General features: G+C 39.5%; 27 protein-coding genes and 3 riboswitches. Of the genes, 8 read left to right on the plus strand and 19 right to left on the minus strand.

Going from position 1 to position 25,641, the window contains the following annotated elements; genetic code table 11:
* Positions 1–28: 28 nt before the first annotated feature.
* Positions 29–928: a protease HtpX gene (gene htpX, locus FBF75_RS02940; RefSeq protein WP_007498762.1), complete on the minus strand. Its 900-nt coding sequence runs from the start codon at positions 926–928 to the stop codon at positions 29–31.
* 279 nt (positions 929–1,207) lie between these two features.
* Between htpX and FBF75_RS02945 the strand changes: the two genes are divergently transcribed.
* Positions 1,208–1,924, plus strand: a complete 717-nt coding sequence (locus FBF75_RS02945) for a DUF1836 domain-containing protein (RefSeq protein WP_046343373.1) — start codon at positions 1,208–1,210, stop codon at positions 1,922–1,924.
* A 124-nt stretch (positions 1,925–2,048) separates the two neighbouring features.
* Positions 2,049–2,243: an alpha/beta-type small acid-soluble spore protein gene (locus FBF75_RS02950; protein ID WP_008346135.1), complete on the plus strand. Its 195-nt coding sequence runs from the start codon at positions 2,049–2,051 to the stop codon at positions 2,241–2,243.
* Positions 2,244–2,282: 39 nt separating this feature from the next.
* Here the strand turns inward: FBF75_RS02950 and FBF75_RS02955 are convergent, their stop codons facing one another.
* The 4 genes from FBF75_RS02955 to FBF75_RS02970 form a co-directional block, all read right to left on the minus strand.
* Positions 2,283–3,476: an anti-sigma factor domain-containing protein gene (locus tag FBF75_RS02955; RefSeq protein ID WP_136944415.1), complete on the minus strand. Its 1,194-nt coding sequence runs from the start codon at positions 3,474–3,476 to the stop codon at positions 2,283–2,285.
* Entirely contained in the window at positions 3,473–4,228 is a 756-nt protein-coding gene (sigI, locus tag FBF75_RS02960) for an RNA polymerase sigma factor SigI (RefSeq protein WP_008346139.1), read from the minus strand. Before sigI ends, FBF75_RS02955 begins: the two co-directional genes overlap by 4 nt.
* Positions 4,229–4,443: 215 nt before the next feature.
* Positions 4,444–5,235, minus strand: coding sequence for a TerC family protein (locus FBF75_RS02965; protein ID WP_035700518.1), 792 nt, complete (start codon positions 5,233–5,235; stop codon positions 4,444–4,446).
* Positions 5,236–5,330: 95 nt separating this feature from the next.
* Positions 5,331–5,441, minus strand: a riboswitch (yybP-ykoY riboswitch).
* Between the two features lie 78 nt (positions 5,442–5,519).
* The gene (locus tag FBF75_RS02970) at positions 5,520–6,134 is read right to left on the minus strand and encodes a DedA family protein (protein WP_007498772.1); all 615 of its coding nucleotides are present in this window, start codon (positions 6,132–6,134) and stop codon (positions 5,520–5,522) included.
* Between the two features lie 248 nt (positions 6,135–6,382).
* Here FBF75_RS02970 and FBF75_RS02975 point away from each other — a divergent pair, with 248 nt between their 5' ends.
* On the plus strand, positions 6,383–8,806 hold the full coding sequence (locus FBF75_RS02975; protein ID WP_136944416.1) for a bifunctional diguanylate cyclase/phosphodiesterase: 2,424 nt from the start codon (positions 6,383–6,385) through the stop codon (positions 8,804–8,806).
* 30 nt (positions 8,807–8,836) lie between these two features.
* Here FBF75_RS02975 and FBF75_RS02980 read toward each other — a convergent pair whose 3' ends face one another.
* The 3 genes from FBF75_RS02980 to FBF75_RS19610 form a co-directional block, all read right to left on the minus strand.
* The gene (locus tag FBF75_RS02980) at positions 8,837–9,301 is read right to left on the minus strand and encodes a MarR family winged helix-turn-helix transcriptional regulator (protein WP_088004396.1); all 465 of its coding nucleotides are present in this window, start codon (positions 9,299–9,301) and stop codon (positions 8,837–8,839) included.
* Positions 9,302–9,658: 357 nt separating this feature from the next.
* Positions 9,659–9,823, minus strand: coding sequence for a hypothetical protein (locus tag FBF75_RS02985; protein ID WP_008346148.1), 165 nt, complete (start codon positions 9,821–9,823; stop codon positions 9,659–9,661).
* A gap of 38 nt (positions 9,824–9,861) precedes the next feature.
* A complete protein-coding gene (locus tag FBF75_RS19610) occupies positions 9,862–10,017 on the minus strand; it encodes a hypothetical protein (protein WP_008346151.1) in 156 nt (51 codons plus the stop codon).
* A gap of 192 nt (positions 10,018–10,209) precedes the next feature.
* On the opposite strand from FBF75_RS19610, the gene FBF75_RS02990 reads away from it, so the two are divergent.
* Positions 10,210–10,539: a MerR family transcriptional regulator gene (locus FBF75_RS02990; RefSeq protein ID WP_007498778.1), complete on the plus strand. Its 330-nt coding sequence runs from the start codon at positions 10,210–10,212 to the stop codon at positions 10,537–10,539.
* A gap of 241 nt (positions 10,540–10,780) precedes the next feature.
* On the opposite strand, the gene FBF75_RS02995 is transcribed toward FBF75_RS02990, so the two are convergent.
* Positions 10,781–11,143 (minus strand): cupin domain-containing protein, encoded by a 363-nt coding sequence (locus tag FBF75_RS02995; RefSeq protein ID WP_136944417.1) that lies wholly within the window; start codon positions 11,141–11,143, stop codon positions 10,781–10,783.
* 205 nt (positions 11,144–11,348) lie between these two features.
* Between FBF75_RS02995 and FBF75_RS03000 the strand changes: the two genes are divergently transcribed.
* On the plus strand, positions 11,349–12,212 hold the full coding sequence (locus FBF75_RS03000; protein WP_019743439.1) for a LysR family transcriptional regulator: 864 nt from the start codon (positions 11,349–11,351) through the stop codon (positions 12,210–12,212).
* Between the two features lie 132 nt (positions 12,213–12,344).
* Here the strand turns inward: FBF75_RS03000 and FBF75_RS03005 are convergent, their stop codons facing one another.
* The 4 genes from FBF75_RS03005 to FBF75_RS03020 form a co-directional block, all read right to left on the minus strand.
* On the minus strand, positions 12,345–12,743 hold the full coding sequence (locus FBF75_RS03005) for a hypothetical protein (protein WP_136944418.1): 399 nt from the start codon (positions 12,741–12,743) through the stop codon (positions 12,345–12,347).
* Between the two features lie 101 nt (positions 12,744–12,844).
* Complete coding sequence (gene mgtE, locus FBF75_RS03010; RefSeq protein WP_007498785.1) at positions 12,845–14,203, minus strand: magnesium transporter; 1,359 nt, start codon at positions 14,201–14,203, stop codon at positions 12,845–12,847.
* A 207-nt stretch (positions 14,204–14,410) separates the two neighbouring features.
* A riboswitch (M-box (ykoK) riboswitch) is annotated at positions 14,411–14,574 on the minus strand.
* Positions 14,575–14,705: 131 nt separating this feature from the next.
* Complete coding sequence (locus tag FBF75_RS19615; RefSeq protein ID WP_008346168.1) at positions 14,706–14,849, minus strand: hypothetical protein; 144 nt, start codon at positions 14,847–14,849, stop codon at positions 14,706–14,708.
* A 98-nt stretch (positions 14,850–14,947) separates the two neighbouring features.
* Positions 14,948–15,823 carry a LysR family transcriptional regulator gene (locus FBF75_RS03020; RefSeq protein ID WP_136944419.1) on the minus strand — a complete coding sequence of 292 codons (876 nt, stop codon included), beginning with the start codon at positions 15,821–15,823 and terminating at the stop codon, positions 14,948–14,950.
* 172 nt (positions 15,824–15,995) lie between these two features.
* Here FBF75_RS03020 and FBF75_RS03025 point away from each other — a divergent pair, with 172 nt between their 5' ends.
* The gene (locus FBF75_RS03025) at positions 15,996–17,189 is read left to right on the plus strand and encodes an MFS transporter (RefSeq protein ID WP_136944420.1); all 1,194 of its coding nucleotides are present in this window, start codon (positions 15,996–15,998) and stop codon (positions 17,187–17,189) included.
* 127 nt (positions 17,190–17,316) lie between these two features.
* On the opposite strand, the gene FBF75_RS03030 is transcribed toward FBF75_RS03025, so the two are convergent.
* The 6 genes from FBF75_RS03030 to FBF75_RS03055 form a co-directional block, all read right to left on the minus strand.
* Entirely contained in the window at positions 17,317–17,835 is a 519-nt protein-coding gene (locus FBF75_RS03030; RefSeq protein ID WP_008346169.1) for a PepSY domain-containing protein, read from the minus strand.
* Positions 17,836–17,928: 93 nt separating this feature from the next.
* Positions 17,929–18,618, minus strand: a complete 690-nt coding sequence (locus tag FBF75_RS03035; RefSeq protein ID WP_008346172.1) for a PepSY domain-containing protein — start codon at positions 18,616–18,618, stop codon at positions 17,929–17,931.
* 66 nt (positions 18,619–18,684) lie between these two features.
* Positions 18,685–20,034 (minus strand): sensor histidine kinase, encoded by a 1,350-nt coding sequence (locus tag FBF75_RS03040; protein WP_136944421.1) that lies wholly within the window; start codon positions 20,032–20,034, stop codon positions 18,685–18,687.
* A 3-nt stretch (positions 20,035–20,037) separates the two neighbouring features.
* Positions 20,038–20,724 (minus strand): response regulator transcription factor, encoded by a 687-nt coding sequence (locus FBF75_RS03045; RefSeq protein WP_008346176.1) that lies wholly within the window; start codon positions 20,722–20,724, stop codon positions 20,038–20,040.
* 199 nt (positions 20,725–20,923) lie between these two features.
* Positions 20,924–21,127 (minus strand): helix-turn-helix transcriptional regulator, encoded by a 204-nt coding sequence (locus FBF75_RS03050; RefSeq protein ID WP_008346178.1) that lies wholly within the window; start codon positions 21,125–21,127, stop codon positions 20,924–20,926.
* A 1-nt stretch (position 21,128) separates the two neighbouring features.
* Entirely contained in the window at positions 21,129–21,431 is a 303-nt protein-coding gene (locus tag FBF75_RS03055; protein WP_008346180.1) for a hypothetical protein, read from the minus strand.
* A gap of 460 nt (positions 21,432–21,891) precedes the next feature.
* Here FBF75_RS03055 and FBF75_RS03060 point away from each other — a divergent pair, with 460 nt between their 5' ends.
* Together FBF75_RS03060 and metE are read left to right on the plus strand one after the other, a co-directional pair.
* Complete coding sequence (locus FBF75_RS03060) at positions 21,892–22,851, plus strand: S8 family peptidase (protein WP_007498796.1); 960 nt, start codon at positions 21,892–21,894, stop codon at positions 22,849–22,851.
* A gap of 112 nt (positions 22,852–22,963) precedes the next feature.
* Positions 22,964–23,156: riboswitch (cobalamin riboswitch) on the plus strand.
* 156 nt (positions 23,157–23,312) lie between these two features.
* Positions 23,313–25,601 carry a 5-methyltetrahydropteroyltriglutamate--homocysteine S-methyltransferase gene (gene metE / locus FBF75_RS03065; RefSeq protein WP_017359121.1) on the plus strand — a complete coding sequence of 763 codons (2,289 nt, stop codon included), beginning with the start codon at positions 23,313–23,315 and terminating at the stop codon, positions 25,599–25,601.
* Positions 25,602–25,641: the final 40 nt, after the last annotated feature.

The raw sequence follows: 25,641 nt of genomic DNA on the forward strand, positions 1-25,641 counted from the left end.
CCTTACGCAGAATGTCTTTTGATCTTTCTTATTTTGCTTCGAGTCTTCTAATTCTTTCGTTTAAATCAGGGTGTGTTGAGAAAAGAGAAGCTTTTCTTTTACCACTGATTTTCAGTGTAGCAACAGCTGTTTGATCATCATCTTTAATTCTTGATGTATACGCCTCTAGTGAACGAAGCGCATGAATCATTTTATCTTTTCCTGCAAGGTCCGCACCGCCGCGGTCTGCATGGAATTCGCGATGTCTAGAGTAAGCAAATACGACAAGGCTTCCTAAGATAGAGAAAATAATTTGGAAGACGATCACAGCGATAAAGTGAACAATCGGCACAAGCTCTTCACGTGGAACGAAACGGCTTGCAATCCATGCCGCAATTCTTGAAAGGAAGACAACAAACGTGTTGACGATTCCTTGAAGTAACGTCATTGTAACCATGTCACCGTTCGCTACGTGAGCGACTTCGTGAGCGATAACCCCTTCAACTGCTGCATCATCCATTTCATGAAGCAATCCAGTTGATACGGCAACAAGCGATCTTCTTTTAGAAGGACCTGTCGCAAATGCATTTACTTCAGATGATTGGTAAATACCGACCTCAGGCATTTTAGAAAGGCCTGCTGCTCTTGATAGTCTGTGAACGCGGTCAACAAGCTGCTGCTCATCATATGTTAAAGAATCCTTTTCTGGATTTAACACACGCACACCCATCATCATTTTTGCCATCCAGCGAGACATCGCTAGTGACATAAACGAGCCTACAAAACCAACAACTGCACTGAATACAAGAAGATAAAGGATATTAAGTCTTCCGTCTGCTCCTATATAAGAACCAACACCAGTTGCTGCACTAATAACCGATAGGACAATACCAATCGTAGTGATAACAAGAATGTTCGTTAATATAAACAGAAATATTCTTTTACCCATACATAACCTCCGCTGTCATATTAAGTTCATTTGAACTTATTAATAAAATTATAAAAATAAACGTCTCAAATTGCAAGGAAAAAGGAATCGTTTTCTATGTTTATCATACTGGCTAAAACCTCGTCATTTCAATGATTACGCTACTTGCATCCGCAAACAAGTGAACAAATTGTGACGCACCGGTCCTATTTTAGTTTATTTTGCATTTTCATTAAAAAGAGATTATGATGTTGAATTAGATCAATAATCACGTTTTTGACGTACAAAATGAGGTGGAACATGGTGACTTTTAAATTAACGAGAATTGACATGACGAGACTTCTGTATTCTCTAAAAGGCGAGGGAGATCTGACTCCGCTTCAGCTTTTGAATTTATCTGTAAAAAGCGATAAGGAACATGAATATGATGAATTAAGAATCCCTTCGTTTTTTGAAAAACTCGAACGGCGGAAGCAAAAATCAGAGCACGGGCTTTCAACGAACGAAATCGTTGAGCTTGGCAACTTGTGTGAGCTGACTTCTCTTAAATCGACAGCCATTCAAAACTGGATCAAGCGCGATATTAAAGATATGATCGGCCATCCAGAGCTTGGCAAGAAGTACTCCATTGATCAAGTCGTTATTTTATTAATTGTCCGGGATTTAAAATCAGTATTTGATTTTGATTCTATTCGCACGATCTTATCTGCCTTATTTAATACGATCACAGATCGAACGGATGATATTATCAGCCCCATCCGTTTTTATGAAGCATATGCGCACGTCCTTGATTTTATTTATCACCATACACATTTTCCATTAAAGGAAACAAATTTACGAGAAATGACAGAAGAGCAGACGGACAAACTCCACGAAGAGTTCACAGAATTGACGAAGCCGCAATGGCATTTGATTAAAGGCATTATCAGTTCTACCGTGTTCTCCGTTTTCACTTCTCACTTGCAAAGCACAGCGCAAGAAATGATGTTGAATACGCTTCAGCTGAAAAAGGCTTAAAACTGAGCCCGAGGTGACCTTCATCACCTCGGCTTTTTTGTGCAGCAATTGCCAGCATAATTGCAGGCTGTTTTTTTCAAAATAAGAAGGCGCAACAAACATGAGGTGAAAGGAGGAATATGTGATGGCAAATCGAAATCAACTTCTTGTTCCTGGAGTAGAACAAGCTTTAGATCAATTTAAATACGAGATCGCTCAAGAATTTGGCGTGAATCTCGGTTCAGATACAGTCGCACGTTCAAACGGTTCTGTTGGCGGCGAGATGACAAAAAGACTCGTACAGCAGGCGCAATCTCAAATGGGCCATTCAACTAAATAAAGACATGGTGAAATACGCCGGATCTATTCTGGCGTTTTTTTACTGTTCATATGTAGGTTCATCCCGGTTTCCACGGTATGAGGGCGGTGTGTTTTTTCCTTTTTGTTTGACGTCATTTCTGTTACGTTCGCCGTACGGACGATTCTGACCACTGTCGTTTTTTTTTACATGCTTTTCAGTATCACCACGTGATGTGCCGTTTGGATGTTTTTTTTCATCTGGATCAGTCGAGTGATTTTTTTTTTGCTCTTTGTCTTTTTCAAAAGAGCGATCCTTTTCTTCTTTTCCCTTTTTCTCTTTGTTGTCAAGATTAGGGCTTGTTTGGTGAGGCTTTTGAACAGCTCCTTGCTCTTCCCTCTCAACTTCCTTCTGCTCTTTGTCTTCGCCTTCAGGAGCTTCTTTATCAGGCTGCATCTCATCGCTATCGTCTGTCTTGATGTCTTCTTTTTTGTCTTCGTCTTTTTGATCTTCATCAGCATTTTTCGGCTCTTCTTCTTTGACAGCCTCGTCATCTGCTGGATCTTCATCTTCTTTTTTAACGTCCTCTTGTTCGTTGTCTTGCATTTCTTGATTTCTAATATAAGTTCCTGTTGAAATGCCTGCTTTTTGTGCCTTTTCTCTTGTTTCCAGGTCACCTTCCACAGTTTCCAGCTTATAATTGCGCTTTTGATATTCCCCCGAGATGGTGCTGATTTTACTTTTTACGTTTGTTTTGTATGTATGATCCTGCTTGTTTTCATAAACAGTTGAAATATAAATGCTTTTAGAGTGGTTCACGTATCCCTTTTTATCACAATCATCGATGATTTCCTGCACGACTTTGGTCATGTCGTTTTTTTCTAAATCTTTCATACTGGCCAGTACTTGCTTCGCATCTTTATTCAGCGGAGTGACACCGATCACTTGATAATTGTGATCGAGTTTCAGCTCAAAGCTTGGGTTAATGTCAATCGTCATATATGCATATGCTTTTTGACTTGAGAAAGATGGCATCATAGTGAAAATCACGACAATAATTGCTGCAATTGATAGAATTCCTGCATTTAACGGACGTAAACGAAGCAGGTCAAAAAAACCGGCTCTTTTTCTTTCGAGACGTGATTCATTCGGAAACGTCACTTCTTGACCGATTTCATAGTCTTGCTGTTCATACTTTGTCCGCAGAAATTGTCCATCAGGGGTCAGCAGTGTGACATATTTTTTGTTTTTCTCTACTATAATGCCTCTTCTCATGAATTAAGCACCCCTTTAAGGTAATCTTTCAAATACACATAATCACCTGTCATAATGATCGCCATCGCAATAATATATTTTCTATTTCTCTCAATCGTTTTGCGGCTGACTTCCACTAGCTTTTCCAGCTGTTTGACTGGCAATTGTTTTTTCTGAAATAAAATGGTTCTCAGTTCATCGTGCTTAACGAGTGTATGGGCCACTTTAATGGCATTTTGTCTCGCATCCGCATGCTTTGGTGAATGCTCAAGCAGTTCTTGAAACGTAAGACCATATACTTTCAATCGTTCTTTAAAATGTTCAATCTCTTCTCTTCTATGTTCTTGTTCAATTAAACGCCTATATTCATTTGCAGAAAGCTCTGCTTCAATCATGCTTTGCGAGTACTCGCCATTCTCACTTTCTTGAAGGTCCATTTGAACCGTTGGCGCGTTTCTTGCTTCTTTTCGAATATAGTCGATTACTTTTCTTTTAATAATTAACTCCGCAAATGCAAGGAGTGAGTTGCCTTTTTCGGCAGAGTATTTTTCTATCGCTTCATTAAAGGCAATTAAGCCTACGCTAAATTCATCATCTTTTTCATCTATATATCGTTTACAAACGGATGAAACCGTCTTAGCGACAAATGGTTTGTATTGCTCTATTAATGCATTTTGCAGCTCGGTATCACCCTGTTGGATGTTGATTGCCGACTGCTCTAATGTTTGCTTTTTCTTTCCCTTTTTAAACAAAAGGCTAAGCAATGGTTTCACCTCAGTTCTCCCTATATTACTCATTTATGATAGCTAATTTATGAGGGAAGCGCAAAGGAAGAAATGAGGAATTCATTTCCTGTTACTCAATTGTGACATGTATTTCTTTATCTACTTTACAACGTTTCGTTTAAAAGCAAAGAAATAAGGGGGTATCCCCCCCTTTTTTGTAATATACGTGTTATGAAAATGAAATGATATTTCTTTCAAAAAACCTACTCTTCCAGCCGCATCTCTTGTTTTTCCTCGTTTTGCTGGCTGCCTTTTCTTGATGGACTTGATAAAAACCAACCAAATGCTGCAATTGCGAGAAGGACCGTCCAGAAAATGATTTTCCATAATGTTGAATGAATGAAATGAGAGGACACGACCCCAATAGCTGGATGAGAAAGTGTATAGAGCGTCAGCTTCACGCCAACCCATCCAACAATGACAAATGCTGCTGTTTCTAGGCTTGGTCTCGTTTTAAGCAGTTTCACAAATACAGTCGCCGCAAACCTCATGATCACTAGACCAATGATACCGCCTAATAGAATGACAATAAATTGACCGCCATCAAGCCCACCAATTTGTGGAAGGTTTGTTACTGGCAGAGTCACAGCTAATGCAACGGCTGCTAAAATAGAATCTACTGCAAATGCAATGTCAGCAAGCTCAACTTTCACGACGGTTGCCCAAAAGCCGCTTTGTTTCATGTTTGTGTCTGCTTCCTTTTTCTTAAATACGTGCGATTTTAAAATATGGTGAATCGAAATATATAGAAGATAAATTGCGCCAATGGCTTGAACTTGCCACACATCTACTAAAAACGAAATAAGAAAAAGAGAACCAAATCGCATGACAAATGCTCCCGCAAGTCCGTAAAACAATGCCTTTTTTCTTTGTTTTTCAGGAAGGTGTTTGACCATCACAGCCATAACCAGCGCATTATCAGCTGCTAAAATCCCTTCTAATCCAATCAATACGAGAAGAACCCACCCGTACTCTAAAATAATTGCTGCATCCATCATCATTCCTCCTTATTTTTTATCTATTGTCCCACAACAGACAAAGGCTTATGAATGCAAAAAAGACCTTTGCCTGTAATGGCAAAGGTCTTGCTAGACATGTGATATGTAAATAATCATGCCAACAAAGCCGATGGAATGAGGTTCCATGTAATGACGACTTTGTTTCCGGTAAAAACCGGACGCTACTCCCCTTTGGTGGGATTAAGAATATTTAGATTACTTATATCATAATCAACAGACCCCGGATTGTCAACAGGTGACTTTTTATCTCCACCCATTGATTAAGCCGTTGGTGTTTCTGTTTTTCTTTTTCTTCGTTTCAGCCACACGTAGAGAACAAACAATAAGAGCATACCAATTCCAATCGGCAATACATATGGTTCTAAAATGGTTCCAACCTCTTGCCAGTTCTCCCCAAGGACAAATCCTAGATACACATATACAAATGTAATTGGCGTAATCGCCAAAAACGTATACAGGCAAAAAACCCACACATTCATCTTCGCAATCCCACACGGAATGGAAATAAGGGTTCTGACCCCTGGAATAAACCGGCCGCTAAACGCAACAAATCCGCCATGCTTTTCAAAAAAGGCATCCGATTTATCAAGTGACTCAGGTTTCACAAAGAAATACTTCCCATATTTATTTAAAAAGGGTCTGCCTCCGTAACGCCCTAACCAGTACAAGGTCAAGGGGCCTGCCACACCGCCAATAGAACCGGCAGCCACAACACCGATGAAGGCCATGTCCCCTTTTGAAACCCAGTAACCTGCAAGAGGCAACACCACTTCAGCAGGAACAAATTCAATGCATAATGCAAGAAAGATGCCGAAGTACGACAAATTCTTAAAGGCATCAGCTAATGAAATAATAAAATCTTCGATGTTTATCAATCCCTTTCACACATAATCAGTTTGACAGGCTATGCTTGCAAATCGTACCGTGCCACCTATTAAACGAATAAAAAACCAAAAATGATTCACTTTTCTTCGTTTTTTTACATTAAATTTGATTTTACTATAAAAAATGGTCAAAAAAAATGCTGAATGCCCTTTTTAAGTAAAGGAAAAGTGAACACAGGCGCCACTTGATCCGATATATTAAGTATATGTCTGTTTTTAGATACAGGAGGTTTTCTTACATGACACATTTAACAGGAAGCTACAACGGATGGCTTGTCTTTCTGTCAGTCGCTGTCGCCGCTGTCGCCTCCTACTCAGCTCTTCAATTAGCCAGCCGGGTGATCCAGTCGAGCGGCGCAAAGAAAAGAGTATGGTTGATCATTGGTGCGATGATCATGGGGATGGGAATATGGTCAATGCATTTTATTGGCATGATGGCGTTTCACCTACGCTCTGGTATCACATATGAAACACCCTTACTCATTTTATCGATTTTGGCCTCTTTTATCGGTTCTTTCATTGCATTTTCAATATGTATTCAGCAACAACTTTCTACAAGACGACTTTTGATTAGTTCGATCACGATGGGCTCAGCTATTTGCAGCATGCACTACCTCGGATTGGAATCAATGGCGAATGTCACCATCAGCTATGACCCTGTTCTCTTTTTTCTTTCGTTTTTTATTGGTGCGCTCGCTTCATTCTTTTCATTACACCTTTTTTTCCGGCTCCATCGCTCTGAGAAAAGGCGGGGAGATCAGCTGTTAAAAATAGCGGGTGCACTGATGATGGGCGGTGCTGTTGCGGGCATGCATTACACAGGCATGGCGTCTTCGACGATGTTTTTTCATTCAGATGGTCATGCCGCTGCGGGTGGTTCTCTTGAAATGTCACCATTTAGCCTGTCCATTTTCATCGGCCTGATGACGCTTATCGTCCAATCACTTATGATTTTCGGCGCCTATATTGATCACCGGATTATGTCACAATCCGATCAGCTAAAAGAAAATGAACAGCGGTTCCAATCACTGATCAAACATAATATAGATGGGATTATCGTGTTATCTGTTGATCGAAAAGTGATATCTGCGAATGATCCAGGCAAACACATTTTGAAAATGTGCAATTCCTGGATTGGTGATGATGTGAGTCAATATGTCATGCCGACTGAGATGTGGGAAGACTTTATTGATCAATCTAAAAAAGCAATTACGCGTGAAGCAGAACTGAAAGCAGCAGATCGTTTTTATTATTATCATGTTACATACATACCCGTACACGTCAACCATACACTTGACAGCATTTATCTCGTTTTAAAGGATTTAACCCAGCAGAAGATTGCTGAAAAAGAAATTCATGTGATGGCACATTATGATGCATTAACTGAACTTCCGAACCGTCGTCACGGAATTAATCATTTAAATGATGTTTTATCCGCTCAAGAAGAGACAAAAACGTCAACGGCAGTTCTTTTTCTTGATTTAAATCGGTTTAAAATTATTAATGATGCCCTTGGTCATAACATAGGCGATCTGCTGTTGAAAGCCGCCGCAAACAGACTAACCAAATGTTTGCCTGACAATGGCTTTATTGCAAGAATTGGCGGTGATGAATTTTTAATGATCTTCCCTCACCTGGAGCATGGTACACATAAAATTGAACAGCTTTCGAAAAACATCATTCGCCAATTTGAACGACCTTTTTTCATTCAAAACCATCAGCTCATTACATCCATTAGTATTGGAATCGCCATCTCTCCGCAAAACGGAAAGAATGGCATGGAATTGATGAGAAAAGCAGATATGGCCATGTATTTATCAAAGAAACATAAACAAAGCCGCTATGAATTCTTTACTGAATCTATGGAGAGATTGAGTGAGGACAGACTCAATCGCGAACTGGAGCTACGAGATGCCATTCAAAGAAAGCAGTTTGTGCTTCATTATCAGCCGCAAATCAGCGCCAAAACAAGACAAATGACAGGTGTTGAAGCCCTTTTAAGAATGAAAGCACCAGACGGTTCTCTAAAATCACCCGAGGCTTTCATTGAACTTGCTGAAGAATCCGGCCTGATTATCGATATTGGAAGGTGGGTCATTGACACGGCATGTCAGCAGGCAAAATTGTGGTATGACAAGCAATTGAAAATCCCTGTAGCGGTCAATTTATCTGCTAAGCAGTTTAACTCTGAAGACTTAATTGATTTGATCAAACTAACGCTAAAAAAATACGACCTTCAACCATCACTTCTTGAGCTTGAAGTGACAGAAAGCATGACAATGGATAACATCAAGCAGTCAAAACAAGTACTGACATCTCTAAAACAACTTGGCGTCCGTATTAGTATTGATGATTTTGGTACAGGCCATAGCTCTTTAAGCTATTTGAAGGATTTGCCGATTCACCGTCTGAAAATTGATAAATCATTTATCGAGGATATTTTGAGTGATTCAAAGTCTGAGCAAATCACAGGGGCTATTATTGCAATGGGGCACCAGCTATCTCTAGAAGTCATTGCTGAAGGTGTTGAAACTTTTGCACAAGCACAACTTTTATCTACGCAGGGCTGTGACGATCTACAAGGCTTTTATTATGCCAAGCCACTTCCAGCTAGTGATATTGAAAAATTTATCGCCTATCCTGCTCATCAGCTGGATACATAAAAAAGGTGCCAACCATGGCACCTTTTCGTTTTATCTAAATAACAAATGCTGACTGTGAATACCTGCTTTTTTCAGCAGACTAATTAATTGCTCCTGTTCTTCACGCGAAAGACCAGAAAACGCCCGCGCAATTCGAAGAGAATGGATTGGATAAATTTTATCTAGATAACTGCGCCCTTTATCCGTTAAATGGGCATAAACTGACCGTTTATCCTTTGGGTCCTGTTCTCTTTCAATGAAACCATTTCGTTCTAACTTGTCAATTACGTACGTCACATTCCCGCTGACAAGCAGGAGTCTTGAGCCGATTTGCTGAAGTTTTTGAGCACCTCTCGTATACAGTAATTCGAGAACGGCAAATTCAGTTGGATTGAATCCATGCTCCTTGCTGTCTCTAATACTGTGTTCGGAAACGCTTTTAAATGCTCTTGCAAAAACTTTGTAAAGCGTCATTGAACGTTCTACTTCTTCTTCATTAAACGATAGTCTCATCACATATCTACCTCTTATAATATTTTTTTAACTTCAAGGCTTTCTTGCGGTGCAGTTGGAGCCTTTCGTAAAAAATAGAAGTACGTTTTTGAAAACCCTTTCAACCACATAAGTGACTCCATTCGTGTTATGTATAAGATTTCGATATAAACTTTTAAAATCCTTCTTATTTTTCACAATCATCTCGAAAAAAAGCTTTTCCAGCAAACCATCAAGTTACGACAAATTTTAACATAATCTGTAAAGGCTCTATATTTTCTTACATTTGATTCGTCAAATTTCTACAAAATTCAATATTGCTATAATATTAAACACGCAAAAAAAGAACCCTTCATGTGACAGTGCACATGATAAGGGATGTTAAAGATAGCGGTCTGTTTTGTTGAAAAAGAAATGATACTCTTTTTTTAAGTCACTAATTGTCATGTTCTTGGTCATATCAGGGCTATACACCCCAAGTGAGCAAAGCTGCTTCGTATAATAATGTCTTTCTTTCGCTAAAGCTTCTTTTAATATACGCCGCACGACATCTCCCCTCCTATCAATGGATATGGATCGGGTGCTTATGAGGACTTTTTATACAAATCATTTTGTACGGCTCTAAGAAGAGCATGTGCATTCTGACCCGCAGCCTGCATAAACTGCTCCAGCAGTTCATCCCTCTTCACATCTAATGCGATGATTTCTTTTGCCATACGGATGATCTGTGTTTTCTCCATCAAGTGCGCCTCCTCCTCATTTTTTCTTTTTATTATCATATGTTCACGTGACATGATTTTCACGTTATATGTTAATTTTCCTCCCATTGTTTTTCACTTTTTTCATTTTTGTGTTATATTATCTAACAAACGTTAGGTTTTTTTACTGACTGTTCGATATAATATGAAGAAAAGACTTGCAGGGGTGAGGATATGACGCAGGAAGATGTATCTTATAAAGATAAAAAAGTCATTTCAATCGGGATTGTCAGTGAATTAACAGGGCTTTCCGTCAGGCAAATCCGATATTATGAGGAACGGAAACTCATCTACCCCCAGCGCTCAACAAGAGGCACACGAAAATATTCTTTTTCTGATGTAGAACGTTTAATGGATATCGCCAATAAACGGGAAGATGGTGTGCAGACAGCGGAAATTTTAAAAGACATGAAGAAAAAAGAACAGGCATTAAAAAGCGGACAATATAAGAAAAAAATGCTGGAAGGTCAAATTAATGCACACTTCCGGTACAAAAATCGATGAACTAAATAAAAATCGCTTACTTGGCAAAATAGACTTAGCATCTGATCGACCTGAATATGAAACGATGAAAGCACGAACTTACCCAAAGACCGATTCTTGCAGAAGAGTCTATTTCAGACAACGAAAACCAATGAATCATTGAAACAGCAAAACGAGGCAGCAATTGCAGCCTCGTTATTAGCTAAAACAACCATTCAACTATTTATCACCTAAGATACTTGATCTTTAACGATTTAGTTTTTCAAATTTGTTCAGGAATCGAAACAGTTCGTTTATTGAGCACATTCCCCGTGTTTAGCGTCGTTTTGGGTTCAATTAAGAGCAAGTGAACTTCTTCTTCAGCAATTGGCTGATGTTCAACTCCTTTTGGAATCACAAGAAATTCTCCTTCATTAAGCGTTATTTCCCTATCCCTAAAACGGATGACTAGATTGCCTTTCCACACAAAAAACATTTCATCCTCATCATCATGGTGATGCCAAATGAATTCACCCTTAATTTTCACCATTTTCATGTATGAGTCGTTCAACTCTCCACTTATTCTAGGATTCCAATAATCATTTATTTGCGAAAATTTTTCTTCGATATTTACCTTTGAAATCAATCGATTCCCCTCCTTATTAAATGGAAACGTCTGTTTTAATTGCCACAGCTAAAAAATTCTCATTTTCTCCTCTCGATCAGATAAAAGGGACGCAATGAGCATCAACCTCTTCTATCATTCAGTTTACATACTTCATTGGATCACGTAAAATCAAAAAATAGCATATAGATCATCACAATTTGTGATGCAAAAAAGGAGAGTTAGTTTGGATATTAAATCTTTGGAAGTATTTAAAGCCGTTGCCATTGAACAAAGCATCACAAAAGCTGCTCAAAAATTAAATTATGTGCAGTCCAATGTCACCGCAAGAATCCAACGTCTTGAACAAGAGTTAGGTGTACCTCTTCTCTATCGATATCATAAAAAAATATCTTTAACGCCTGCAGGACGTGAACTGCTGCCCTATGTAAATAAATTACTATACGATTACGAAGAAGCGATAGAAGCAGTAAAGCTTTCCTCTACTCCGCGGGGATCTTTACACATTGGATCTATAGAGTCCACCGCATCTACAAGATTGCCCAGCATTTTCACAGAATATCACAAAAAATTTCCACAAGTAGAATTGAGCTTGTATATGGCACCTACAGTCGATCAAGTTAGCGCTATCCTCAACTACAAAGTAGACGGCGCCTTGGTAGATGGGCCAATTCTTCATCCAGAAATCATCGAGTATCCTGTATTGGAAGAATCCCTCGTTCTCATTACAAGCTACTCCACGGAGCAATTCCAGGTAGAATCTATTTTACATGAGCCGTTGCTCTCGTCATTCGCCCATTGTATTTATTTAGGACGATGGCAAAAGTGGCTAGAGAACAACGGCTATCCTCCTATGAAGGTCATGGAATATGGTACGTTAGAGGGCGTTCTTAAATGTGTTGAAAGCGGGCTGGGAGTGACCGTATTACCAAAATCTATGGTTGAATCTCGGGGACAAGGTAAATTTACCTGTCATCCATTACCAGAACCACATCGAATCGTGCCCACTGTGTTGATCAGGCGACGTGATTCGTACATGACCAGTGCCCTGTCACAATTTATGGAGTTAATGGGCATCACGAATAAGTGATCTGAGACAGATCATTGTTTCATAAATAAGATCATGTGTGATAAAAAAAGAGGATAGATAGAGCGACATTCTTTCAGCTCTTCTATCCTTTTACATTATCTCAACTTATGCCAAGCATATGAACGATTCTTTTTATTTAGATGAAGCATCAGTTCCTTCAACAACCCCTACAAAGTCAATCCGTACGCCGCCTTTTTCAGGATCTTCTTTCACCCGAAAGGCAAGCGCCTTTTTTTCTCCAGTGTTTGCATCTTTATAATTCGCATGAAAGACGTGGATGCTGGCTTCTTCCAATTGAAAATCTTCATAAGAAAGCGTCTCAATTCCCCATTCCTTTTTCGATTTAAGAATGTCACTTGGGCTTGGGACTGCGCCTTCGACATAGACATTTTCCATTTTTCGTTTATTTCCTTCAGTTATCGCTTCTAGCATATGCTCTGATGCCACAAGTCTTCTGTCTTTCCCCTCGTCTTCTCTTGAACATGCACTTAGCAAAACAATGCACATGAAAATGAATAAAAACTTCTTCATTTTTCTCTCCCACCTTCTCCTTAAAATGTAAAGGATGGAAGCGCTATATGCAATCTTTATTCAAAAAAGACTGTAAAACGTTACATTTTACAGTCTTTTGACTACATCAGTGTATGAAGAAATGCTGTTGCAATTCCAAAATAGATGAGTAAGGATAAAATATCATTCAATGTTGTGATCAGCGGTCCAGATGCAATGGCTGGGTCGACGTTTAATCTGTGTAAAATAATCGGCACGACCGTACCTGCCATTGTCCCAATAATCAGTGTTGCAAGAAGCGAGGAACCAACAACAAAACCTAAAATCATATTGCCCTGCCATACCATGGCAACGACCGTAATAATGATTGAACAAACAATCCCAATATAAATACTTGTTCTCAGCTCTCTGAAAATCAAGCGCATAATGGTTTTTTTCGTTAATTCTTCTTTTGACAATCCTCTAATGACAACCGCTAGAGACTGTGTCCCTGTATTCCCTGTCATACCTGCAATCATCGGCATGAAGAATGCTAAAGCAACGACTTGCTGCAAGGTATCTTCAAAATAATTCAAGATACTGCCTGAAATCAGCCCAATGAATAGAAGCAAAATGAGCCATGGAAGACGGCGGTATGCCGCCACAAATGCCGGTGTGTCGAATGTGATATCTTTACCAGAGGCAGCAAACTTTTCATAGTCTTCTCCTGCCTCTTGAATCACAACATCAATGATATCATCGACTGTCACAATTCCGACTAAGACATTGTTCTCTTCTACAACAGGGATGGCAAGGAAATCATATCGCTCAATGAGCTTTGCGATTTCTTCCTGGTCTTGAAAGGCACCAACGGCAATGACTCTTGTAAACATAAGATCCTGCACTTTTTCATCCGGCTCACCTAAAATAAGATCCCTGTATGAGAGTACCCCTACAAGCTGTTTTTGATCATTTATGACATATAAGTAGTTGATCGATTCTGCAATTTCAGCAAAGCTTTTCAGCTTCACCACGGCATCCTGAACCGTATAATGCTGCGGAATCCAAACGTACCGATTGGTCATGATCCGGCCTGCTGTCTCAGCAGGGTAATTCATGAGAAGCTGGACGGCCTTGGATTCCTCTGCTTCCATGTTAGATAAAAGCTGATCCTTCAGCTCATCCTCCATCTCATCAAACAAGTTGGCTAGATCATCGTTATCCATTTTGTTTGTGACGAAGGTGGCTTTGTCTTTCCCTACTTTTTCAAGAACAATCTCTTGATATTCCCGCTCCAGTTCACCCATCATTTCCGTCACGTCATCGACTGTTAAAAAGCTGAGAAAGCGGCCGCGGTGTTTTTCTGGAAGCTCCTTGAATAAGTAGGCCATATCATAAGGCTGAAGTTCTTCCATAATGTTTTTAAATTCTTTACGTTTTCCATCTCTTAGTAAAATAATGATGCGTAAAATGAGTTCATCGTACGTAATGTTCTGTATCATCGCTGTTACCTCCCCAAAATCAGGAGATACCCGAATCCCTTAGATTGTGCGGGGGTCAGGATCTCCTCTATCTGATGTGTCAATCTGATCTTTTGACATACTCTCTATGTGTCTCGAATCGGGATGATCCATCCCCACACCTCCTTTTCTCATAAAAAAGCACCTTCAACCGAATGAAGGCGCTTTGTAAGCATGACAAATAAACACTTGCTCCTTCAATCGTAGAGCTTTAGCACTGTATGGCATAGGATTCATCCAGCTGCATTAAAAATCACCTTATGTCGATGATTCCTGTTGACCCATTGGCGTCTTTGGACATTTTTGGGCAGCAGCGTATCTCCATACAGGAGCCTCACCTAACGAAGTCTCATATTGTTGACACACTGAGATTACAGAAAAAGCGCAATGATGTCAATAAGCAAGATGCCAAGTTTCCTGATGTATTCGCTTACTTTTCAAAAAAAGAGCGATAGACAAGTTGACCATCGCCCTTTCATGTCTTTTATTCCTCTTCTGGCTGATTCATATCCTCTTGGGAGAGGAGATGAAAGGAATCATGCAAAAACAAAGCATATCCTTCTCCATCGGGATGGGGAACATATTCCGCACGATCCATCGTCTGTTCTTCTTCTTTTTTCTTCATCATATTCTCTCGCCTCCTTTCCAGTAGTTTGTCCCAATGAAAAAACCTTACACATAAAAGTGTAAGGTAAGATTTGAATCAGGGCATGATTACATTCATTTCTATTTATAAGTTTCATGAAGATATTGCTTAAATGTGTGGACAACAGGGGACACAGATCTGTCTTTTATCCAAGCTAAACCAATGGTACGTTTACATCCAGAGGATTGAATACGTATTTTGGTCATATTCGTTTGATCCAACCCTTTTAAATCCGGCAAGATTGATATCCCTAGTCCAGCAGAAATAAAACCCGCAGCTGTTGCAACTTCTTCACTTTCAAAAACAATTTCCGGTTGAATTTGCGCCGATGAAAAAAGGTCCTCTACTGTGCGACGAAGTGCGTAACCGTGTTTAAGAACAATGAATGGTTCGTTTGCTAACGCTTCTAATCTGACCTCTTCCACCGCTGAGAGCGGGTGTGTGTTTGATACGAAAAGATATAAATCTTCTGTCCACAGGGGCATCCACTGTAGAGTATCATCTATCTCAACAGAAGCAAGTAAACATAGATCCAGCTCTCCTTTTTTTAATTGATCTAATAGCCAATAGGAATGGTTTTGCTTTAATTGAAAATGTATGTCTGGATATTGAGATTGGAAGTCTTTTATAGCAAGAGGAACAACTGTCGTCCCTAATGTATGAAGAAAACCAAGTGATACCTCCCCTTTAAATGGATTGAGGATTGACTGGATTTCATTTTTCCCTTCTTGATACTCATATAAAATTGTTTCTACTCTTATTAAAAACCGTCGTCCGTACGCATTTAATTTTATTGAACGTTTATAACGATCAAATAATTGAACCCCTAAGTGATTTTCTAATCTGGCAATAGATCTAGACAAAGCCGGTTGTGATATCGAAAGCTCTACAGCAGCTTTTGTTACATGTTCTAATTTAGCCAATGTCTGAAAATATTCGAGCTGTTCCCATTCCAAAAGCTGTCACTCCATTCTATTACTAATAAACATGGATATCATATACATAATGCATTATACAACATAAACACACCATGTTAGTCTGTTTATACAAACATTCTCCGGAGAAAGTGAATTTGATAAAAAGAAGGTCTTACACTATGCAAATATCCAGGAAAGTATGGTGTGCTAAATGAGCTATATTCAACATCATACAACCGCCTATCGTAAAGTAACACTTTCATTTTTTGTAGCGGGTTTTAACACTTTCGCTATTCTTTATTGTGTCCAACCGTTAATGAGCGAATTTACAAAAAAATTTCATATCACACCTACTGTTGCAAGTCTTTCCCTTTCTGTTACAACAATGCTTTTAGCATTTAGTATGATTGTAATTGGAACATTATCTGAAGTCTGGGGAAGAAAGGGGATTATGTCCATATCAATGATCGCAGCGTCTATCTGCTGTTTAATGACCGCTTTTAGCCCCAATTATCATACCTTACTCATTTTAAGGGCGCTCCAAGGAATTGCTTTAGCGGGATTACCATCTATTGCAATGGCCTATTTAGGTGAAGAAATCGAATCTTCAAGTCTTGGAGCTGCAATGGGTCTCTATATAAGCGGAAATGCCATTGGAGCTGTTTTCGGAAGAGTTGTTTCCGGAATTTTAACTGATTTTTGGGATTGGCATATGGCCATAGGAGGTATTGGAATCATTAGCTTTATTGCAAGCCTTGTTTTTGTTCGTTTTTTACCTCCTTCAGGTCATTTCACCCCGCGGGAATTGGAATTGAAACAATTAGGTGTTTCCCTTTTGTCACAATTAAAAGATAAACAGTTGCTAGGATTGTTTATCATTGGTTTTTTACTATTAGGAAGCAATGTTGCTCTATTTAACTACTTCACCTATGTATTATCTGAGGCACCCTATAGACTAAAGTCATCCGTTACGAGCTGGATCTTTATAGTCATGTTAGTTGGAACAATTAGCTCTTCCTTTAATGGAAGGCTTGTAGATCGGTACAGTTATCAACGGATTATCAGCTTAAATTTAATTTTGTTTATGTTTGGCACAGTTCTGACTTTATGCAGTTCTCTTTCGTTAAAAATAATTGGTGTTTCCATTTTTATCTTTGGTTTTTTTGGAGCTCATTCTATCGCTAGTAGTTGGGTGGGAAGAAAGGCCAAAAAAAATAGAGCTCAAGCATCTTCACTATATCTATTCTTTTACTATTTAGGATCAAGTATTGGAGGGACGATAGGAGGCGTTTTTTGGGGACTTTTCGGTTGGAATGGTGTTATAGGCATGATTCTTTTCATGCTTATCCTTGCTTTAGCTTTAGCCATCCGAATTTCGAAGCTAGAACATATACAAACTGATTGAACAAATACATAAAACATTATGTGAAAGTCTCAAGTAGATTGAATTTAGAGCATAAAATATGCGGTTGAACCTTTCTCATGTTAAAGGCTCAACCGCATACTGTCTTATCGGTAAAAGTAACTAAATTTTAATCGTCCCATTCTTGCTTGAGGATTTTGCCTGTTTTAGCGGAAATCTCAAAATCAACTTCTTCGCCGCTTGGTGTCGTAATTTCAATTTCATACAAGTACACACCATTTTCTTTATCTAATTCTGAATCTGTGACTGTTCCTTTTACTTTTGCAAGGGCAATTTGTTCAGCCTGTTTTTTGGTGATTTTTACATTTTGTTTCTTTTCTTTGACTGGATCATTGAGCGCTTTGCCTGTTTTGGCATCGACATATACTTTATATTCAAAGCCGCCTTTTTTAATCTCGACCTCATATACCCATTTTCCTTTTTTACGCTCAAGATCTACATCATCTACATAGCCTTTCACAACTTTTAATGCTGCTTTTTCAGCCTGTTTCTTTGAGACAAATGAAGATTTCTTTTGCACCACTTGTTCGGCATTTGCCGTTTGATTTGTATTTTGCGCTTGAAGGGTGAAACCACCTGCAACAAGTGCTCCTGTGAATGCTGTAGCTACTAGTACTTTTTTTATCATGTTTCATTCCTCCTCTGTTTGATTTCTCCTTTATCTTAAAAAAACAAGATGATAAAGGAAGGAAAGGAACATGAGAAAATCATGAGAAAATGATTAGTTTTCGTACGTAATGCCTTCAATATCTCCTGTATAGGCATTCACTAACACCTCTGCCTCTCTTCCATCCGGCAAATCGAGCTCTACCTCAAACACCAGCATTCCACTAAAAGTTTCAAGATCTGCATCATCCACTGTGCCGCCCACTTCTTTTACGGCAATCTGAATGGCTTCTTCTACCGTTATTTTTGTGAGCTTCTTTTCTTTAGAGGTTGGCTTTTTCTTTTCTGCTTCAATCACCTTGAACGTGTCTTTCTCAACATCCACTTGATACAGTTCTTTTTTTGATTGAATCGTAAAGATAAAGCGATCCGATTTTTCTTTCTTTTGAATCACGGTACCCTTCACTTTTTTCACTGCCACCTCTTCTGCTTGGAGTTCGGCATTTTTCTCATTTGGTTTTTGATAGCTCTTTAACTGTTTCATCTCTTTCATTTGACCGCTTGAGGAAGATGCAATGATTTGATAGATGCCATTTGAATTTTCAAGCGTCAATGTATAGTCCTGTTTATGGTTGATCAGATCAATATTTGTGATGTTTCCATTGTAGTCTTTTGCGATGATTTTTTTAATGTCTGCTTCGCTTAATATTTTTTTGTCAATGGTTTGAATCATCAGCATTGCAAAAGCCACAAGAATGAAAAGACATCCTGCGAGCGTAAGCAGCATTTTCAGTTTTCTAGACATGCAGCGCCTCCTTCCTATTTCCTATTTTATAAGGAGGAAATGAGAAATTGATGAGAAAAGACCTACTTATTTCTGAAAAAGAATGGTCATCACGGTTCCTTCACCGATACGGCTGTCTACCTTTAGCTCAGCCCCATGCTCTTCAGCAATTTGCTTCGCAATTGACAGGCCAAGTCCAGTACCGCCCGTCTCACTGTTTCTCGCTTCATCCACACGGAAAAAGCGGTCAAAGATTTTCGGCAGATCCTCTTCTTTTATGCCAATTCCTTTGTCAACAACCGAAATAAACGGTTTCTCTCCTGCTCGTCCGCAGTTCACATCAACTGGCTCTGCACTATATTTAACCGCATTATCAATCAAGATGGTCAAAAGCTGTTTGATCTTCTCTTCGTCCCCTTCAGCAATCACAGGCTGATCTGTTTGTATATGAGTAAGGATGGTTCGATTGGTTGCCACTTCAAGTGTATGGCCGACTTGGCTGCACAATTGACCAAGATCAACCGGCTTCATGTCCAAGTAAAGCGGCTGCCCATTTTTCGCCAGTGTGAGTAGTTGATCTGTCAGCCTTTTCATTTTTTTCGCCTCATCATGAATGGCTTGAGAGGATTCTTCTACGACCTCTGGCCGGCTTTGCCCCCAGCGTTTTAGTAAATTGCTGTAGCTCATGATGACGGTAATGGGTGTTTTCAATTCATGAGAAGCATCGTGTAAAAATTGCTGCTCTTTCTCATAATGCTTCTCGAGAATTTCGGCCATTTCATTAAAGGTTTGACCCATTTGATACAGTTCATCCTTTGAATCGCCTGTTAATTCAATTCGTTTAAATGCCTTTTCTCTCATACTTGCTTTCATCGTATTGGTCATTCGACTAATTGGGCGGACAATTTGTTTTGTTAAAATGTGGCCTGCAAAATAAGAAAGCACAATAAACAAAACGCCAGTAGCGATTAAAATCATTTTTAATAACGCCAAGTTCTCTTCTGTATTTTCAATTTCTTCATATACTTGCAGCGACACAATGTCCCCATTTGTCCAAATGACAGGGATAGCCGCAAACGCAATCAACTGCTTATTGTATTCTTGAATTTCTGCTGTCTGACCAGATTCGTATGTAAAAGGAAGTGAGCTAAACGTAGAATCCTTCGTGACGGTCAGCTTTGATTCACCTTTCTCTGTGACGACACGGATCATACCATTTTGAGGCAGATACGCTTTCAGAAGCTCTGAAGATGGAAGGCCCTCTTCTTCTGACTTCTTTAGTGCAATCGCAATATTTTCAGCTACTTCCGACAGTCTGGACATATCTTTTTGCGTCAAGGTCATCGAAAAAATAAAATAAATCGCTGTATGAAACAGCAGCACCATTAAAAACAAGGACAACGATGTATAAAGCTGGATCTTATTTTTTAATCTCATGCTTTATCCTTTCATCACATAACCCACACCTCTCACTGTGTGAATCAATTGTTTTTCAAACGGGTAATCGATTTTTTTCCTTAAATAGCGAATATAGACATCAACCACGTTCGTGTCACCAAAATAGTCAAAACCCCAAACAGCTGTTAAAAGCTGATCTCTTGTGAGCACTTGCTGTTGATGTTTCAATAAATGAACAAGCAGGTCATATTCTCTCGGTGTCAGCTCAAGCGTCTGACCGCCTCTTTGAATTTCTCTTGTTTTCTCATTCACCGTTAAATCTGCAATACTTAGCTCAATTTCCTTTTCCTCTTGCGCATTGTGATTGAACCTCAGCTGTGCACGAATTCGCGCTAATAATTCTTCTATGTCAAAGGGTTTTGTAATATAATCGTTTGCCCCAAGATCAAGACCGCTGACCTTATCGGGAACACTTCCTCTTGCGGTAATCAAAATGATCGGTGTTGCCGTATTTGTCTTTCGAACCCTTCTAAGCACTTCAAGTCCGCTTAATTCTGGAAGCATGACATCTAGAAGCACTAAATCAAAACTCTCCTCCTCGAGCGCCTGGAGCCCTTTCATCCCTGTATCTTGGACTGTGACCTCATATCCTTCATATTCAAGTTCTAATGACAGCACTCTTGCAATTTTCTTTTCATCTTCGACCACGAGTATCTTCCCTTTGTTCATCTCTATCTCTCCTATCTAAAAGGCAAGCTTGTCTTTCCATTATTATATGTTGCCTTTCTCCATTGGAACAGTCACAATCTTCATATCTTATTTTTCATGAATGAGGAATTGTTATGTAATATGGTTGATTTTTATTTTCAGCTGATCCTTTCACATTACACAAATCAACAAAAAAAGCCTCTTTTCTGAGGCTGGTCCCTTACTTCTTTTTAGGTTGACTGACAAAAAGCTCATCTACAGTCGTATTCAAAACAGAGGCGATGTCAAAGGCTAATTGTAAAGTAGGGTCGTACTTATCGTTTTCAATGGCATTGATGGTTTGTCTCGAGACCTTACACCGTTTAGCAAGTTCTTCTTGGGATAATTTAATGGATTTCCTTAGTTCTCTTATATGATTTTGCAATTTAATCACCATATTTTTTTCTGTATATGAGTAATGTAACTAAATATATGACCGAAATCACAGTTAGGAACATGATGGGAGAAATCCCAAACCCCTTATCAGAATTGTTCCCCTGGGTCGTTAAAAATATAGACTTTGCGACTTCTAATAAAAGCATACCGATGACCACCATAAATGCATACGATTGCGCTTTTGAGTAGATAAATCTCTTTCTTTCATCACCCTTTTGAATCATAGGCGCGATAAAGATAAACAATCCGACCACTAATAAGATGACTGAATACACGACTTTTACAACATCCAACGGTTAGTCCCCTCCCAATCAAAATGTCAAATACTTTTTACATTTCAATCATATCATCCACTTAAAAAATGTCAAATACTTTTTACATTCTAAATTCTTTCGATCATTATAATGGAAAAACAATCATCCGCACATGGCATGTACCTTTTTCTTTTCTGTCATCATCTATCTTTTTATATGATTGCTTTTTCGCTCTGCCTTTTTTAGTTCTTTTCACCCATTTTCATCTATACAGGTGCAAGCTCACTATGCAGCATTTCCTTCTTTTTCATATGATACTAAGAGTTTTCCTCAAAAGGTGACTTCTTTCGGCAAGATATGAGGAGAACTGCACAATGAATAATTATTTGATTATTTGAAAAATTATTACAATTGACCCTTTCCGATCAAACATTTGTTTTATACAATAACATTACGCAACCTGAATCTACTTTGAAAACAAAATAAGGAGGGCTTTCTTATGAAAGGTGAAATTCGCTTAATTCCGTATGAAGTAAAAGCCAATGTGATGGAAGCGAAAGAGACGCCGGAAAGTATTCAGGAGATTAAAGCACCCGAACTTTGGTCAAGTGGCTTCAAAGGAAAAGGCATAACCATTGCTGTCCTTGATACAGGTTGCGACACGGAGCATCCCGATTTAAAAGATCAGATTATCGGAGGAAAAAACTTTACCGATGATGACAATGGAGATGCTGAGAATGTAAAAGACTACAACGGGCATGGTACCCATGTATCAGGAACGATTGCAGCAACGGATCAAAATGGCGGCATTTTAGGTGTTGCCCCTGAAGCCAAGCTGTTGATCGTGAAAGTTCTTGGAGGGAAAAATGGCAGCGGGAAATACGAATGGATTATCAATGGCATTAACTATGCGGTTGAGCAGAAGGTTGATATTATTTCCATGTCTCTCGGTGGGCCAAGCAATGAACCAGAACTGCAAAAGGCCATCCAACATGCGGTAAGCAGCGGTGTGCTTGTTGTCTGCGCAGCAGGAAATGAAGGTGACGGAGACGAGCGTACTGAAGAGTTCTCCTACCCAGCTGCATACAACGAGGTCATTGCCGTCGGCTCTGTCTCTCTTGCAAGAGAATCCTCTGAATTCTCCAATGCGAATAAAGAAATCGACCTCGTCGCTCCAGGTGAAGACATTTTATCTACTCTCCCTAACCATAAATACGGAAGACTAACAGGCACTTCCATGGCTGCCCCTCATGTGAGCGGTGCACTCGCCATTATTAAAAATGCCGAAGAAGAAGCGTTCCAGCGTAAGCTGACAGAACCTGAGGTATATGCTCAGCTCGTAAGGAGAACCCTTCCGCTAAAACAATCGAAAACCCTTGTAGGAAATGGTTTTTTATATTTAACTGCACCAGATGTGCTTCTTGAGAAAACATTAGAAGCAGAACTTTTGTCTCTATAGGTACATGTTAGGTCCTGAGAAAAGATAGAATTTTCTCAGGATTTTTTTAATTAAAATTATTCAAAATTTACTTTGACGAAATGAAGTGAACGTTATATAATCGAACACAATAAATTCATAGTTTGAGAGTCGGTAATTCGATCACACGTCGAATTTTAATTGGGAAGACCGGTGAAAATCCGGCGCGGTCCCGCCACTGTAAGTGAGGAGAGCTTTTCGTTAATAATCCACTGTCGTGAGGATGGGAAGGATGAAAAGCTTGCAGATTCACGAGCCAGGATACCAGCCGCTCTATCACATCAAACCCCCTACGGTTGATAGGAGATGTCGGAAAAGCGTTCGTCATTGATACTTACGCCTTCTTTCGCACACACATTTTGTCTTTTTAAACCAGACATTTGCCCTCATCAATCTTGATCATGAGTGTGAGTGTCTTTTTATATTTAGAGGAGGAATTGGAATTGACAATTGTTAAAACAAGTAATCTAGGTTTCCCGCGAATTGGTTTAAACAGAGAATGGAAAAAAGCACTTGAGTCTTATTGGAAAGGTCAAACTGACCGAGAAACCCTCTTAAGCACACTCGATGAACAATTTTTAGCCGCTATTAAAACTCAAATTGATCAACAAATTGACGTTGTTCCTTCTGGCGACTTCACCTTCTATGATCACGTGCTGGATACTGCCGTTATGTTCAATTGGATTCCAGAGCGCTTCCGCAGCTTGAAAGACCCGCTAGATACATACTTTGCGATGGCAAGAGGAACAAAAGATGCTGTCTCAAGTGAAATGACAAAATGGTTTAATACAAACTATCACTACATCGTTCCAGAATACGAAAAAAGCACAGAATTCAAACTCACACATAACAAACCGCTTGAAGCATACGAAAAGGTGAAAAAAGCGTTTGGTGTTGAAACAAAACCTGTCGTTCTTGGTCTTTATACATTTGTTTCTCTTTCTAAAGGCTATGAAGCCAATGAAGTGAAAGAGATTCAGCAGCGCCTAGTGCCGCTTTATACTCAGTTGTTAAAAGAGCTTGAAGAAGCCGGTGTAAAATGGGTTCAAATTGATGAGCCTGCTTTAGTCACAGCTTCAAGTGAAGACGTGAAAGCAGTAAAAGCCATCTATCAAACGATTAAAGAAGCTGTACCTGCCTTAAACGTTCTCCTTCAAACATACTTTGACTCAGTAGATGCCTATGAAGAGCTTGTGACGTATCCTGTTGAAGCCATCGGTCTTGATTTTGTCCATGATCAAGGACGAAACCTTGAACAATTGAAAAAACACGGCTTCCCAAAAGATAAAATTTTAGCAGCCGGTATCATCGACGGCAGAAATATTTGGAGATCAGATCTAGGAGAAAGATTATCGTTTATTTCTGAAGTGATTGCTGACGTGCAGCCAAAAGAAGTATGGCTGCAGCCTTCAAGCAGCCTGCTACATGTCCCAGTTGGAAAACATCCAAGCGAACAGCTTGAAGAAAAACTATTAAACGGACTTTCTTATGCCACTGAAAAACTGGCTGAATTAACGCTATTAAAAGAAGGCTTATCAAAAGGAGCGGCTGCCATTGATGCAGACATCCATGCAGCAAATGAAGCACTTCTGACGTTAAAAGAATTCGCGAAAGGAACGAATGCGGACCTGACAGCAGAACGCAATAATCTTTCATCAAAAGATTTTAAACGTCCAGTTGCTTTTGAAGAACGACTACGCATTCAAAATGAATCTCTTGAACTGCCGCTTCTTCCAACCACAACAATCGGAAGCTTCCCTCAGTCAGCTGAGGTGCGCAGTGCTCGTCAAAAATGGCGCAAAAATGAGTGGACAGATGCAGAGTATGATGAATTTATTAAAAAAGAAACAAAAAGATGGATTGATATTCAAGAAGAGATTGGCCTAGATGTACTCGTTCATGGAGAATTTGAACGTACAGACATGGTTGAATACTTCGGTGAAAAACTCGCTGGATTTGCCTTTACAAAATTCGCTTGGGTTCAATCTTATGGATCACGCTGCGTGAAGCCGCCGATCATTTATGGAGATGTAGAATTTACAGAGCCAATGACAGTGAAAGAAACGGTTTACGCTCAAAGCTTAACGGAGAAAAAAGTCAAAGGAATGCTGACAGGGCCTGTCACGATCTTAAACTGGTCTTTCCCAAGAACAGATATCTCTCGTAAAGACATTGCCTTCCAAATCGCTTTTGCTTTACGCAAAGAGGTAGAAGCGTTAGAAGCAGCGGGTATTCAAGTGATTCAAGTGGATGAACCTGCGCTAAGAGAAGGTCTTCCTTTAAAAGAGAGTGATTGGGCAGCATACTTAAACTGGGCAGCAGAGTCATTCCGTCTATCGACATCGTCTGTTCAAAATGAAACGCAAATTCATACACATATGTGCTACAGCAACTTCGAGGATATTGTTGATACGATTGAAGACCTTGATGCAGACGTGATTACGATTGAACATTCACGCAGTCATGGCGGGTTCCTCGATTATTTAGAAAAACACCCGTATTTGAAAGGCCTTGGACTTGGGGTATATGACATTCACAGCCCGCGCGTTCCATCTGTTGAAGAAATGAGTAAAATCATTGATGATGCACTGAACGTCTGTCCGACAGATCGCTTCTGGGTCAACCCTGACTGTGGACTGAAAACAAGACAAGAACCTGAAACCATTGCTGCTTTGAAAAACATGGTGACAGCTGCTGAAGTCGCTCGTAAAAAGCTAGCGCAGCACGCATAATGGACTCACTCTTCCCCTGCTGAACATTTGGCAGGGGTTT

The sequence above is a fragment of the Bacillus sp. S2(2019) genome (assembly GCF_005144805.1).
Lineage (GTDB): Bacteria > Bacillota > Bacilli > Bacillales > Bacillaceae > Bacillus > Bacillus altitudinis.

Coding starts and splice junctions, on each gene's coding strand:
- htpX (WP_007498762.1), bottom strand. CDS start 928: ATGGGTAAAAGAATATTTCTGTTTATATTAACGAACATTCTTGTTATC.
- FBF75_RS02945 (WP_046343373.1), top strand. CDS start 1,208: ATGGTGACTTTTAAATTAACGAGAATTGACATGACGAGACTTCTGTAT.
- FBF75_RS02950 (WP_008346135.1), top strand. CDS start 2,049: ATGGCAAATCGAAATCAACTTCTTGTTCCTGGAGTAGAACAAGCTTTA.
- FBF75_RS02955 (WP_136944415.1), bottom strand. CDS start 3,476: ATGAGAAGAGGCATTATAGTAGAGAAAAACAAAAAATATGTCACACTG.
- FBF75_RS02965 (WP_035700518.1), bottom strand. CDS start 5,235: ATGGATGCAGCAATTATTTTAGAGTACGGGTGGGTTCTTCTCGTATTG.
- FBF75_RS02975 (WP_136944416.1), top strand. CDS start 6,383: ATGACACATTTAACAGGAAGCTACAACGGATGGCTTGTCTTTCTGTCA.
- FBF75_RS19610 (WP_008346151.1), bottom strand. CDS start 10,017: ATGGAGAAAACACAGATCATCCGTATGGCAAAAGAAATCATCGCATTA.
- FBF75_RS02990 (WP_007498778.1), top strand. CDS start 10,210: ATGACGCAGGAAGATGTATCTTATAAAGATAAAAAAGTCATTTCAATC.
- FBF75_RS03005 (WP_136944418.1), bottom strand. CDS start 12,743: ATGAAGAAGTTTTTATTCATTTTCATGTGCATTGTTTTGCTAAGTGCA.
- mgtE (WP_007498785.1), bottom strand. CDS start 14,203: ATGATACAGAACATTACGTACGATGAACTCATTTTACGCATCATTATT.
- FBF75_RS19615 (WP_008346168.1), bottom strand. CDS start 14,849: ATGATGAAGAAAAAAGAAGAAGAACAGACGATGGATCGTGCGGAATAT.
- FBF75_RS03025 (WP_136944420.1), top strand. CDS start 15,996: ATGAGCTATATTCAACATCATACAACCGCCTATCGTAAAGTAACACTT.
- FBF75_RS03030 (WP_008346169.1), bottom strand. CDS start 17,835: ATGATAAAAAAAGTACTAGTAGCTACAGCATTCACAGGAGCACTTGTT.
- FBF75_RS03035 (WP_008346172.1), bottom strand. CDS start 18,618: ATGTCTAGAAAACTGAAAATGCTGCTTACGCTCGCAGGATGTCTTTTC.
- FBF75_RS03040 (WP_136944421.1), bottom strand. CDS start 20,034: ATGAGATTAAAAAATAAGATCCAGCTTTATACATCGTTGTCCTTGTTT.
- FBF75_RS03045 (WP_008346176.1), bottom strand. CDS start 20,724: ATGAACAAAGGGAAGATACTCGTGGTCGAAGATGAAAAGAAAATTGCA.
- FBF75_RS03060 (WP_007498796.1), top strand. CDS start 21,892: ATGAAAGGTGAAATTCGCTTAATTCCGTATGAAGTAAAAGCCAATGTG.